Here is a 12,668-nt window from a genome sequence, read left to right on the forward strand (position 1 = left end):
AAGGCTCTTTTTATCAAATTAATATCTCAAAATCAATCCCGATCTGAAAAATATAATGCCCTGATTCCCATACTATCACCTTTCTGTATTTCGCTGAAATCTTTCCATTTATTAGGATTCATAATATTATCAGAATCAACATGACCTAGCCCTAATACATGACCAATTTCATGCAATACCAAAGCATAAAATATCTCTTCTGAATCATTAAAATCTTTATCAATTATTAGACTTCCAGCAATTTCAGTACAGTTTTGATCCGTGATATTTGGATAACCTATAGCTGAAACATGAATATCTGCAACATATATTTTTATATTACTTTCTTCACCATTTTCAACCTCCTTTAAACTCAAATTTCCAATTCCTGCCCAAGCAGAAAATCCTTTACGAATCATTTCATTTGAATAATCTGGCAATTTTTCAAAGCTAAAAGAATTTAAATCTGTTTGTCTATGCGTATTGAGTACTGAATTCTGAGGCATAAAACTGTAAGTAATAACTTTATTAGAAATCTCTGGCCCATTCACATCATAACCATAGGGGGAAAAAGATTTATCTAAACCCCAGGCATATCCAAATAAACAATACGCTCCTTCACCCTCAAAGCAGGCACCCATTCTTTGATTGCAGCTAGCGTATTCGTCATTATAATTTCTACCACAAGATGAAATAAATAAGGTGAACACTAAAAGAACAAAAGCTTCAATATCTCTAATCATTTTCTAAATATAAAAGAACACATCAATAATATTTAAATAACAGCATTATAAAAAGTGTAAAATAAAAATAGCCAAACTCTCATTTGGCTATTTCCTTATTTAAATAAATATGATGAAATTTTATGCTACTTTCTCAGTACTTCCATTTAACCACTCAGGCTTTGTGATTTTCACCTCTGCATCCAGTTGATTTAGCATATTGTACAATCCAAAATAGGTTCTATTCACATAGAGACCATGTTTAGAGCCTCTTGCTCCGTTGCTATTTCTAACTTCTTTCATATTAGAAACTCGTTCGCCCATCGCATAGATTTCTTCAAAAAATGCGTTGTTACCAAAATTGAAGGTATCATATTGAAAAGGCTTACTTAGCATTCCAATCATTTCTAAAAATACAGTACTGAATATTTTTCTCTCAGAAGGCGTATCCTTTTCATGAAAAAAATCTAGTGCCTTGAAGCGTTTATCAATTTCATCTTTATCCTGCATGAAGCCTGGCTTCAACAAACTGAAATAATTTTCATAGAAGTCTTCAGGAATTTCTTTAATGCAGCCAAAATCAATTATCCCCATCGTTCCATCCTCCATAAACATGAAATTACCTGGATGCGGATCGGCATGAACCTGACGTAACTCATGAAATTGGAAATTATAAAAATCCCAAAGCGCCTGACCTATTTTATTTTTTATTTCTTGCGATGGATTTGTAGCTAAAAATTCTTTCAAGTGAACTCCTTGCAACCAATCCATAGTAATTACTCTATCTCCAGATAGCTCTTGATAATATTTAGGAAAATACAGACCTTCAATCTTTCCTGCCATGGCTTCTGTAATTTCTTTAGATCGTTGCAGCTCCAATCCGTAATCAGCTTCTTCCATCAATTTACCTTCTACTTCGCTCATGTAATGGTCTAGTTCGGCATTGCTCATGTTAAATAATCTAGTGGCAAAAGGTCGAACTAATCTTAAATCAGAACTGATACTATCCGCAACGCCAGGATATTGAATTTTCACGGCATAAGTCTTACCGTTTTTTGTAGCCTGATGTACCTGCCCCATGGAAGCAGCATTTACTGCGCTTTTAGTAAACGTATCGAAAATGGCATCTGGTCTTTTGCCTAAGGTTTTTTGAAAAGTTTTCACCACCAAAGGATAAGACAATGGCGGAGCACTATATTGGGACATGGTAAATTTTTCCTGATAGGCAGGAGGTAACAAATTTCTGTCCATACTAAGCATTTGTGCTACTTTCAAAGCACTTCCTTTCAATTCACTTAATGAGTCATAAATATCTTCTGCATTATCTAAATCAAGCTGAGTTCTATCCATTTTAGGATTGAAGGCTTTTTTAGAATAATGTTTTATATAATTCCCCCCTACTTTAGCACCAGTAGAAACAAATTTGCTGGCACGTTGAATTTTAGAGATAGGGATTCGAGATTGTTCTTTTCTTTCACTCATGATTTACGGTTTTGGAATAAGAATTTGGCAAAATCAAACATTGAATCTAGTGGACTTTTACCCATTAAATCGTAAGCAACATTTACAGCTTTTTCAATAGCTGCGTCTGTTTTTTCAAAATCCTTACTATCATCATTTGCCCAAAATTGAAGAATAAAAAGCGTTTGAATCCACAATCCTTCGGCATAACGATCACCAATTATTGGTCTATCGATTACCTCCTCAGTTTCTTTTCCTTGAAGCAATATTTCATCTACAAACTTGTAAAAATGGTTTTTGAAGGCATCTAAGAAAGCAGGTTTTAAATCTCCTTTACGCATCTTCTGCAAATTCATCATAGCGTAGGAGCGATTGGTTTTCAATACTTCAATCAATGTGAAATATAAAGCCAATAATTTTTCACGAGATGAATACTCTACGAAAGCTTCTTCTGAATGTAAATTTTCTATCGTTTCCTTCAGAAAATCAGCCCAAATATGTTTTTGTAAAGCTTTAAAAGAATTGAAATGATTGTAAAAATCAACTTCCTTCATTTTCAAATCCTTTGCGAATTTGTAAATAGAAGCAGGTTCTTTTCCATGTTCTAAGACAAAGTCTATATAGGCTTCTTTTATTTTTAAATCAGCTGATTTTATTGTTTGCTTTTTTGCCATAATTCAAGTTGTAATTATTGTAGTGTAACAGCCTGATAATCGGAAAGGTTTTAGGAAAGGAAAAGAAATTGGGAAGAGTTAAACAATGACTTTAAAATCATTTATTTAACTCCTCTATTCTGTAGCATTTACTAATAGAAAATGTTAAAATGGACGGTTTTATAATAAGAATCAGTAAGCTCTAACTTCTTTTCCTTCCATGAAATTAACAAAAGCTTTATTGACTACTCTATTTCCTCCTTTAGTTGGGAAATCCCCAGTAAAATACCAATCACCTAAATGACCCGGGCTTGCTTGATGCAAGTTTTCCACTGTTTGATAGATTACTTCAACTTCTGCTTCAATAGTATCTACTTTTACTAATTCAGCAATTTTATGGGAAATCTGTTCATACGTAAAAGGTGCGAATACATCTTTGACATGATTTTCGGAGTTATCGCTTACCAAACATTTTTGATAGGCTTCTTCTAGAATATTTTCTTGCTTGGTTTCTTTTAATAAAGCGAGAACGGCTCTGAAGGCAATAAAATCCTTCATTTTACTCATATCAATTCCGTAGCAATCGGGAAATCGTATTTGAGGTGCTGAAGAAACGATAATTATTTTCTTAGGTCCTAAACGATCAAGCATTCTTAAGATACTTTTTTCCAAAGTAGTACCTCGCACGATCGAGTCATCAATTACCACAATGGTATCCACCTTCTTTTTTATTACCTCATAAGTAGTATCGTAAACATGCGCTACTAATTCATCTCTATGTTGATCATCGGTAATGAAAGTTCTTAGTTTAGCATCTTTAATTACCAATTTTTCAACTCTTGGGCGGAAGGATAATAATTTTTCTAAAGCTTGGTCATCTTCACGAGCACTTCGCAATTCTTTCAATTGTCTTTTAGCCAAATGCTCTTCCATCCCTTCCATCATTCCTAAAAAAGAAGTCTCTGCTGTATTAGGAATATAAGAGAAAACCGTATTTTGTAAATCATAATCAATAGCTTCTAAAATTTTAGGAACTAACAGTTTCCCTAATTTTTTACGCTCTGCATAGATTTCTGGATCAGAACCTCTGGAAAAATATATTCTTTCAAAACTGCATGACTTACGTTCCAAAGGCTCTGTAAATTGCTCCATCTTATAATCACCTTTAGTATTGATGACTAGTGCATGGGCCGGTTTTATTTCTTTAATATCTTTATAATTAACATTGAAGGCTGTTTTTATAGCTGTTTTTTCGGATGCCACCACAATTACTTCATCGTCTGCATAAAAATGGGCTGGTCTGATACCAGAAGGGTCTCTTGCTACAAAAGCATGACCTGCACCAGTGATACCCGCCATAGCATAACCCCCATCAAAATCACGACAAGCTCTTTGCAATACTTGCAACATATCAAGCTTCTCTTCTATTATTTGGGTGATTTCAGCATTATTATATTCATCCTTGTACTCTTCAAAAATTCTTTGGTTTTCTTCATCCAAGAAATGACCGATTTTCTCCATTACGGTAACCGTATCCACTTTCTCTTTAGGGTGTTGTCCTAGCTCGGTTAAGATATCAAATAGTTCTTCAACATTTGTCATGTTAAAGTTACCCGCCACCATCAAACTTCTATTTTTCCAGTTGTTTTGGCGCAGCATAGGGTGACAATTTTCAATCGCGTTTTGACCGTGTGTACCGTATCTTAAGTGACCCAGCCAAACTTCTCCAGTAAATGCACAATTTTCTTTAAGCCATTTTTCCTGCTTGTGTAATTTACCGCCTTCTTTCTTAGCTTTCTTATATTTCTTAGAAATTTTCTTGAAAATATGTGTGATAGGTTGGCTATCTACAGAGCGGTATCTGCTGATATAACGATGACCGGGATCAACATTTAGCTTCACATTTCCAACTCCAGCACCATCCTGTCCACGGTTATGTTGCTTTTCCATGAGCAAGTATAATTTGTTCATGGCGTAAAGCGGACCGTATTTATCAATAAAATATTGGAGTGGTTTTCTCAGGCGGATAAGGGCTATTCCGCATTCGTGTTTAATGGAGTCGCTCATGATTTTTTCTTAAAGAACAAAGTTAAGTTTATTATAATTGATGTTCAATGTTTTTCTTTCAATAAGACCGTAACTAAAAATAATGCAAGTAAGATATTTGATAGAAGTATAGTTTTATTATTATGAATTTACTTAATTGGTACAGGTTAAGTTCGAAATAAACCGTATTTTTGATTTTAATTTTTGATGTTTTCTGTTTCAAACCAAAACATAAACTAAGCATAGAAGTGATTAAGACTATTCTATTATCAATTTTTTTACTTTATTCAACTGCATTTATAGGCATTAGCCAGAATATATCACTTGATTCTTTAAATAAATATTATCAATATGAATTAAAGGGTTTGAATAATTCCTCTGAAAATGTTGAATCTTTAACTCAACAAGTTGACAATATTCAAATCTCTTCCATTTCAGATTTTTCTGAACTTCAACCATATTTAAAGTTTACAGCATTAATCGAAGGGAACAAAGAATATGATTTAGGAGTTCAACTGACTTCTAAAATAATACCACAAACAAAATCCATCCCCGAATATCAAGCGTTTTTTTATTTAAAGCTTGCTCAATTTTACATAAAGCTTGACAAAACTGTTGCATCATTAGAATCTTATTTAAAGGCATCTTCCTTACTAGAAAAGGCAAATGAATATTCTTATTTAGCTTATACTTACTACCGAATAGGTAGAATTAATATGAATGGGTGGAATAACACGATTAGTATTGAATATGCGAATAAAGGATTAAATACTTTAAATAAAATTGAAAATTATAGTAAACTTGATTCATTATCGCTATTGGGTTTGTATGAAATTAATGGCGTTGCCTACAGGCGTAATCATGAATTTGATGAATCTTTAAAAAATATCAATCAAGCCTTAATTTTAGCTTCAGCATTAAAAGATTCGGTGAGGTTAGCCTTAAATAATGGGAATAAAGCCACAATTTATTATGAAAAAGGAGATTATGAATTAGCCATTCCTTTACTTCAAAAAGATTTTGAAACCAGTATTAAATCAGGTGTTTACAATAGTGGGTTGAATGCTCTAATCTATTTAAGTTGGATATATCTTGAAATGGATAATTTAGATTCATTAAATAAAACATTTGAAAAAATGCAAAAAGTTGTAGATAAATATCCTATAACTGATCCTCGTTCAAGAGCTGAGTATTTAAAAGTTGGAGCAAAAGTAGCGGAATTAAAAGGAGACACTTCAAAGGCTAATCAATATTTAAAAAATTACATCGCTCAAGATAAAATCAGAGACTCCATTAATTTAAGTAATGATGTTAGCAGCTTACATGAGCAGCATTTAATGGAACAAGAAATTAGTAAACTGGAATTGCTTCAAAATGCAAACGAGTTACAAGCGTCTCATCTGAAATTACGAACTTCAATGCTTATTATAATTGCCATTGCTCTTCTAGTTGTATTATGGTATGTTTTTACCCTAAGAAATAAGAACAAGAAAATTGACCGATTAAATGAATTGCTAGAAGCGAAAGTATCAGAAAGAACGGCTCGTCTAATGGAAATCAATAAGGAATTAGACACTTATTTGTATAGAGCTTCACATGACATCCGAAGACCGATACGAACATTATTAGGATTGAATAATATTGCTCAAATTAATACAGATCCAGAGCAAATGAGGGAGCTATTTACGAAAGTGCATATTACTGCCATGAGCATGGATAAAATGCTTTTTAAATTGCAAATGGCTTACGAACTTAATAATTCTCATGGTATAGAAAAGGTTAATATTGAAGAATTAACCAAAGAATGCATTGATGATATGTCGCTTGAAATCAAAGAGCATCACTCAAAGGTTACCGTGAAAATCAATGAAAATGCCAAAATCGTTCAAGCAAATAAGGCATTATTAAGAATTGCATTGGATAATATTATAGAAAACGCCTTGCTTTATCAAAGTTCTGAAGATAACGAAATAGAAATTTTTACTGATGAAGGAAATTATTTCTTTTATATTCATGTGAAGGATAATGGATTCGGAATTCCTGAAAAATATTACAATGATTTATTCAAACCCTATTTTAAATTAAGCAATAAAACACAAGGTTCTGGCTTAGGATTATTTTTAGCTCATAAAGCTATATCATTTTTAGCTGGAGAATTAACAGTTACCTCTACCATTAATGAAGGCTCTCAATTTACTATAAAAATTCCTATTAATCCCAAATAGGGCATTTTTCTAGGTGCACTTCTTTATGAAAAAATATTTTAGCTGAAGCTTCAAAAGATGCTGTAATATCGGAAACCAAAAACCTATCCTTTAAAAATTTCTGCTCTGTTAGCAGATTCTGTTCTTTCAGGAAAAGCTGCAATTTTTTTGCCACTATAGTTGCTGAATCCAAAATATCAACTCTCCCTTCATAAAATTTATTGATTTCCTTCTTGATGAGTGGGTAATGGGTGCAACCTAAAATTAAAGCTTCTATATCATCTAATTCTTCGTTTTTTAGATAGGCCTCAATTATATCGTGGCTAATTCTATTTTCAAAAAAACCTTCCTCTATCATGGGAACTAAAAGTGGAGTAGCCAAGCTTTTTAATTCTATGCTGGGATTCAGTTGTTTTAATCGAAACTCATAAGCATTTGAATTCACTGTTTGTTTAGTACCAATCAGTCCGACTTTCTGATTACTGTAGTTTTTAGACACATGATCCACAACAGGATCAATCACATTAAAAACTTTTGCTTTAGACCCTACATATTCACGAACCAACTCAAAAGCTGCAGAGGAAGCAGAATTACATGCTATCAGAATTAATTTACAACCTTGTTGCAACAACACATCCGTCACTTTTATGCTGTAAGCTTGAATAGCTGCTGCAGATTTATCGCCATATGGCAAGTGGGCAATATCCCCAAAGTAAACCATACTTTCATTGGGCATTAAGTCTTTCACTTTATGAGCAACGGTAAGCCCACCTATTCCAGAATCAAAAATACCTATGGGTGCTGAGTTATCTGTATTCATACTACAAAGATGAGAAGTTGTAATTATAAATAAGAAAGTGAAGATAAATTTCTACTTCCTGAAGGCTATTTGTTTGCCATCTATTTTTGCTTGCTTATCTTTCTGTGCGCCTACCCCAACGCCAATGGCCATTCCAATACCCAAACCCATACTCATAAAAGCTAAATTATCAAGTGCTAATGCAACTAAAATGCCAATAGGTAATCCAAAAGCCGCCATTCCCAGGACAATCCATAGGAAGGTGTAATGATTCTCAGCAACTAAATTGAGTTCCTTCTCCGTCACTTTTAGGATTTCCTGAATTGATTTCTGAAACTGAAGAGGTAATGATGATTTTGATTGATTGTTATTAAGCTTCTCAATTTCTGTATTAATTGCTTTTTCTATAGACGCTGTTATTTCTTTTTCGCTCAATGCTTCAACTAATTGCTCAAATTGCTCAACTCGCTTCTTGAGTTTAGGATTTTTAGTTTGCAGATATTCTTTGTTCAGATTACTGAGAAGCATTTTAAATGATTTAGACGACAAAATAACTGATTTTCAAACTTATAAAAAAGAAACAACTAAATCCTTACTTTTGAATCAAGAAAAACCCTTGACATTTAAAACATCAAGGGTTTGCTTACATATTTTCGATTTCTATTTCTTAGATAGAAAAACTCTCTCCGCAACCGCAAGTTCGGGTTGCATTTGGATTAATGAACTGAAATCCTTTACCATTTAAGCCATCCGAGAAATCCAATGTAGTTCCTAAAAGATAAAGCATACTTTTTTTATCTACTAAAAGCTTTATGCCTTTATCTTCAAAAACTTCATCTCCATCTTTCAACTCTTCATCAAAGCTTAAATCATACATTAAGCCAGAACATCCTCCACCTTTCACAGAAACTCTGACATTACTGCTTTCACTATGTCCCTCTTCGCTTTTTAGCTTTCCTAATCTATCTTTTGCTTTGTCTGTAACAATAATCATGATTAATACTATTTATTTATGATACCGGATTAAGCACTACACTAAAAACGGTAATGGTATTACGATCTCTTCCGTAGTAAAGTTTGTCTAAACTATCCAAAATATTGCTTGCTCTGAAATACGAGGTATGCAATTGCTTGTCATCTTTTGTTTGCCACTGAATGGTATAGGAGCTTTCTCTTTCCCTAAAGTTTTTGACATAATCCATCATTTTTTTCAAAGCCTCTAACTTATCATAGCCCATTTCAGAATGAAATAAAAAGGATTGATTGTGCCTCGGATTTATAGTGATTAAATCTAACTTAACCTTACCATCTTGAGTTCCAAATTCAAAAACCAATTCACTACTATTTAAACCTAAATAGTTTTTGATTTCTTTCTGCACTCTGGCACTTTCTACATGTATATCTGCTGATGTTTCCATCCTGAATTATTACCTATCTGAAATTTAATTAATGACTTTGAGTATCCCAACTTTTTTATCCATGGAAAAGTTTCTGCATTTTTGCATTCTCAAATGCAAAGTTAGTCAATAAGTATCACAAATTTAAAAAGCATGTTGAAAGTAGAACATATTGGTATTGCAGTAAAAAATATGGAAAGTGCTAATTCACTTTTCGGCAAACTATTTAATAAAACTCCTTATAAATTAGAAAAAGTGGAAAGCGAAGGAGTTGCCACTTCTTTTTTCCAAATGGGAGAAACAAAAATCGAATTGCTAGAAGCTGAAAATGAGGACAGTGCCATTGCCAAATTCATTGAGAAAAAAGGGGAAGGCATCCATCACATTGCTTACGAGGTAGAAAATATTGAATCAGAAATGAAAAGGCTGGAAACTGAAGGCTTTCAAATAATCAATAAAGCCCCTAAAAAAGGGGCTGACAATAAGTTAGTTTGCTTTCTACACCCTAAAAGCACCAATGGCGTTCTTATAGAATTATGTCAGGAAATCAAAAAATGATTACTGATGTTGAATATTATTGTAATATTTCAACTTCTTCTTCCCTTGTCTGGTCTGAAAAGAGCTTTTCTGACAAGCTGAAAAAAGGAATGCGCCTAAAAGCATGAAAATGAATGTTTTAAATAATTTAGTCTTCATAACACAAAAGTAAAAATTCAATTTAGAAACTCAAAGATATTAAAATGAGCGATCAAAATAGAACAGAAATAAATAAACTAGGTGAATTTGGTCTAATCGATACAATCGCAGAAAAGTTCAGTAAACAAAATAATTCTACACATTATGCGATAGGAGATGATGCAGCCGTAATTGATGTGGGTGATTATTTTCAATTGGTATCCACTGATATGCTGGTAGAAGGGGTTCATTTTGACCTTTCCTACTTTCCTTTACATCATTTAGGTTACAAAGCTGTTGCCGTTAATGTATCGGATATTGCGGCCATGAACGGGATAGCAGAGCAAATCACAGTAAGCTTAGCGTTGAGCAATAGATTTTCGTTAGAAGCTATTGACGCTTTCTATGAAGGTGTAAAGGCAGCATGTGAGGCATATAAAGTCGATTTAGTAGGAGGTGATACCACCGCCTCTCCATCAGGATTAATGATTTCAATTACTGCTATTGGTAAAGTTGATAAGGAGAAAATTGCCTACCGCTCAGGCGCAAAAGTGAATGACATTGTTTGTGTAACAGGAGACTTAGGAGGTGCTTACATGGGTTTACAAGTTCTAGAAAGAGAAAAACAAGTATTTTTAGAGAATCCTGATATGCAACCGCAGCTGGATAAATATCAATATATAGTAGGCAGACAGCTAAAACCTGAAGCTAGAATGGACCTTGTTCATGAATTGTTAGATTTGAAAATAATCCCTACTTCCATGATTGATATTTCAGACGGATTGGCTTCTGAACTGCATCATATTGCCAAGCATTCTGGTGTCGGCATCAATATTCATGAAGATAAATTACCATTTGCTACTAATACACAAGAGACTGCCATTGAATTTAAACTGGACCCGAATACTGCCATCTTAAATGGTGGAGAAGATTATGAATTACTTTTCACTATAACTCAAGATGACTTTGAAAAAGTGAAAAACCATCCTGATATTCATTTTATTGGCTATATCAATGAAAAATCAAGTGGGCTAAATTTGGTTACTACGAAAGGAAATCCTATTCCATTGAAAGCACAAGGATGGGACCATTTTAGCTGAAATATCTAAGAATTGATAACTTCTCCAAAGTCCTCAACTTTGGAAAAGTTTCTGTTTACTCGCACTATTTAACTCGTACCTTTGTATGAAAAAATAAAATATTAAGATATTTTTCTTATTCATTTGGTTGACAACAGTCAAATTTTCTTTTAATCAGCTGTGTTTTTTAGGTTAATTATCAACATCTTAAACCAAAATGATAGATGTACCTTTTCTTATTTTTTTAAATCTTTACTGATTCTAGTACGTACGATAGAGTATATCATTTCTTTTAATAACCTCTATCGAACCCAATGGCTTTATCAAAGAAGAAAACTGTAGGAAAAAAAATCCTAAAAATTGCAGGTATAATTTCCGCTGTTTTTCTCAGTTTGATTTTAATTCTTACGATACTTTTATTAACTGTACTAGAGCCTTATGCGGAATACTTACTAAAAAGTCGACCCTTAAAAACTAATTAATACATTGATTATCAATTATTTAATTAATAAAAAGCTTTGATTTTTTTGCAAGTTTTCGTATTTTCCTGACAGAAACCTTGCAAATATTAATGCATGAAACCCATTAAAAAAGCTCAAAACCAAACCAGTCTGTTCTTCTCTTTTGAGAGTACTTTAAATCATAAGCATCCACTATTCATATTGGCAAACCAGATCAACTGGTCGCTTTTTGAGCAATCCTTTGAGAACCTATATTGTAAAAACAATGGTCGTCCTGCCAAGCCTATACGCCTGATGGTTGGGTTGTTGATACTTAAACATTTGCGCAATATTTCTGACGAGAGTGTGGTAGAGCAATGGAGCGAGAACATTTACTATCAATACTTTTGCGGAGAATCCTCTTTTGTGTGTAGTGTGCCATGTGAGCCATCTGAGTTGGTTCACTTCCGTAAGAGGATCGGAGAAGCAGGCATAGAATTGATATTGCAGGAGAGCATTAGAGTAAATGGAAGAGATAAAGATGATGATCAAGTGAATATAGACACCACCGTTCAAGAAAAGAACATCACTTTTCCTACAGATGCAAAATTACACAAAAAGATCATCCATAAATGCAGGCAGATAGCTGATAGGGAGCAATTGCCGGTTCGCCAAGCCTATACCAGGACGCTAAAAGCACTAAGCCGGGATCAACGCTTCAGGAACCATCCGAAAAACAAGGCAAAGGCACGCAAGGCAGACAAAAAGATAAAAACAATAGCAGGTAGACTTGTTCGTGAGCTGGAAAGAAATCTACCTCCCAATTCGATTTATCAAATAGACTTGGAATTATTTAAAAGAGTGTTAGCACAGAAAAGAACCGATAAAGACAAGGTATACTCTCTTCACGAACCAGATACCTGCTGTATCTCTAAGGGTAAAGAGCATAAAAAATATGAGTTTGGCAATAAGGCATCCATCGTTAAAACAACCACTGGGGTAATTGTTGGTGCAATGGGCTTTAGGAATCCCTATGACGGACATACATTAGAGCCCGCCTTGCAACAAGTAAAAAAGATGCTCGGCAAACTCCCGAAGATAGCAACAGTAGACAGAGGATACCGAGGCATTAGTAAAATTGAAGATACCCAAATACTAGTACCAAAAGCCCCAGCCAAGAACCAAAGCCGTTACATGACTAATAAATTAAGAA

Annotated in this window: 12 protein-coding genes; 4 read left to right on the forward strand and 8 right to left on the reverse strand. The window is 33.7% G+C overall.

What is annotated here, in order from left to right; all coding sequences use genetic code 11:
* Positions 1-32 precede the first annotated feature (32 nt).
* The 4 genes from VFM92_RS05305 to VFM92_RS05320 form a co-directional block, all read right to left on the reverse strand.
* Positions 33-722 carry a matrixin family metalloprotease gene (locus tag VFM92_RS05305; RefSeq protein ID WP_325121153.1) on the reverse strand — a complete coding sequence of 230 codons (690 nt, stop codon included), beginning with the start codon at positions 720-722 and terminating at the stop codon, positions 33-35.
* A 120-nt stretch (positions 723-842) separates the two neighbouring features.
* Positions 843-2,183 carry an AarF/ABC1/UbiB kinase family protein gene (locus VFM92_RS05310; protein WP_325121154.1) on the reverse strand — a complete coding sequence of 447 codons (1,341 nt, stop codon included), beginning with the start codon at positions 2,181-2,183 and terminating at the stop codon, positions 843-845.
* Entirely contained in the window at positions 2,180-2,836 is a 657-nt protein-coding gene (locus VFM92_RS05315; protein ID WP_325121155.1) for a TetR family transcriptional regulator C-terminal domain-containing protein, read from the reverse strand. The genes VFM92_RS05310 and VFM92_RS05315 overlap by 4 nt, the downstream gene beginning before the upstream one ends.
* Before the next feature lie 171 nt (positions 2,837-3,007).
* On the reverse strand, positions 3,008-4,882 hold the full coding sequence (locus tag VFM92_RS05320) for an amidophosphoribosyltransferase (RefSeq protein ID WP_325121156.1): 1,875 nt from the start codon (positions 4,880-4,882) through the stop codon (positions 3,008-3,010).
* A 170-nt stretch (positions 4,883-5,052) separates the two neighbouring features.
* On the opposite strand from VFM92_RS05320, the gene VFM92_RS05325 reads away from it, so the two are divergent.
* Positions 5,053-7,086, forward strand: coding sequence for a tetratricopeptide repeat-containing sensor histidine kinase (locus VFM92_RS05325; RefSeq protein ID WP_325121157.1), 2,034 nt, complete (start codon positions 5,053-5,055; stop codon positions 7,084-7,086).
* On the opposite strand, the gene murI is transcribed toward VFM92_RS05325, so the two are convergent.
* From murI to VFM92_RS05345, 4 genes are all read right to left on the reverse strand, one after another.
* A complete protein-coding gene (murI, locus tag VFM92_RS05330) occupies positions 7,073-7,885 on the reverse strand; it encodes a glutamate racemase (protein ID WP_325121158.1) in 813 nt (270 codons plus the stop codon). The genes VFM92_RS05325 and murI overlap by 14 nt on opposite strands.
* Before the next feature lie 51 nt (positions 7,886-7,936).
* Complete coding sequence (locus tag VFM92_RS05335; RefSeq protein ID WP_325121159.1) at positions 7,937-8,392, reverse strand: hypothetical protein; 456 nt, start codon at positions 8,390-8,392, stop codon at positions 7,937-7,939.
* Between the two features lie 139 nt (positions 8,393-8,531).
* The gene (locus VFM92_RS05340; RefSeq protein WP_325121160.1) at positions 8,532-8,858 is read right to left on the reverse strand and encodes an iron-sulfur cluster assembly accessory protein; all 327 of its coding nucleotides are present in this window, start codon (positions 8,856-8,858) and stop codon (positions 8,532-8,534) included.
* A gap of 16 nt (positions 8,859-8,874) precedes the next feature.
* Complete coding sequence (locus VFM92_RS05345) at positions 8,875-9,282, reverse strand: hypothetical protein (RefSeq protein ID WP_325121161.1); 408 nt, start codon at positions 9,280-9,282, stop codon at positions 8,875-8,877.
* 132 nt (positions 9,283-9,414) lie between these two features.
* Here VFM92_RS05345 and mce point away from each other — a divergent pair, with 132 nt between their 5' ends.
* The 3 genes from mce to VFM92_RS05360 form a co-directional block, all read left to right on the forward strand.
* Positions 9,415-9,819, forward strand: coding sequence for a methylmalonyl-CoA epimerase (mce, locus tag VFM92_RS05350; RefSeq protein WP_325121162.1), 405 nt, complete (start codon positions 9,415-9,417; stop codon positions 9,817-9,819).
* A 182-nt stretch (positions 9,820-10,001) separates the two neighbouring features.
* Positions 10,002-11,036 carry a thiamine-phosphate kinase gene (thiL, locus tag VFM92_RS05355; protein WP_325121163.1) on the forward strand — a complete coding sequence of 345 codons (1,035 nt, stop codon included), beginning with the start codon at positions 10,002-10,004 and terminating at the stop codon, positions 11,034-11,036.
* 554 nt (positions 11,037-11,590) lie between these two features.
* On the forward strand, positions 11,591-12,668 hold a 1,078-nt coding region (locus VFM92_RS05360), incomplete at its 3' end, for an IS5 family transposase (protein WP_325121164.1).

This window comes from Marivirga sp. (assembly GCF_035704835.1).
GTDB lineage: Bacteria > Bacteroidota > Bacteroidia > Cytophagales > Cyclobacteriaceae > Marivirga.

Excerpts from the sequence above, each read along its gene's own strand:
- VFM92_RS05305 (WP_325121153.1), bottom strand. The coding sequence starts at position 722 with ATGATTAGAGATATTGAAGCTTTTGTTCTTTTAGTGTTCACCTTATTT.
- VFM92_RS05310 (WP_325121154.1), bottom strand. The coding sequence starts at position 2,183 with ATGAGTGAAAGAAAAGAACAATCTCGAATCCCTATCTCTAAAATTCAA.
- VFM92_RS05315 (WP_325121155.1), bottom strand. The coding sequence starts at position 2,836 with ATGGCAAAAAAGCAAACAATAAAATCAGCTGATTTAAAAATAAAAGAA.
- VFM92_RS05320 (WP_325121156.1), bottom strand. The coding sequence starts at position 4,882 with ATGAGCGACTCCATTAAACACGAATGCGGAATAGCCCTTATCCGCCTG.
- murI (WP_325121158.1), bottom strand. The coding sequence starts at position 7,885 with ATGAATACAGATAACTCAGCACCCATAGGTATTTTTGATTCTGGAATA.
- VFM92_RS05335 (WP_325121159.1), bottom strand. The coding sequence starts at position 8,392 with ATGCTTCTCAGTAATCTGAACAAAGAATATCTGCAAACTAAAAATCCT.
- VFM92_RS05340 (WP_325121160.1), bottom strand. The coding sequence starts at position 8,858 with ATGATTATTGTTACAGACAAAGCAAAAGATAGATTAGGAAAGCTAAAA.
- VFM92_RS05345 (WP_325121161.1), bottom strand. The coding sequence starts at position 9,282 with ATGGAAACATCAGCAGATATACATGTAGAAAGTGCCAGAGTGCAGAAA.
- mce (WP_325121162.1), top strand. The coding sequence starts at position 9,415 with ATGTTGAAAGTAGAACATATTGGTATTGCAGTAAAAAATATGGAAAGT.
- thiL (WP_325121163.1), top strand. The coding sequence starts at position 10,002 with ATGAGCGATCAAAATAGAACAGAAATAAATAAACTAGGTGAATTTGGT.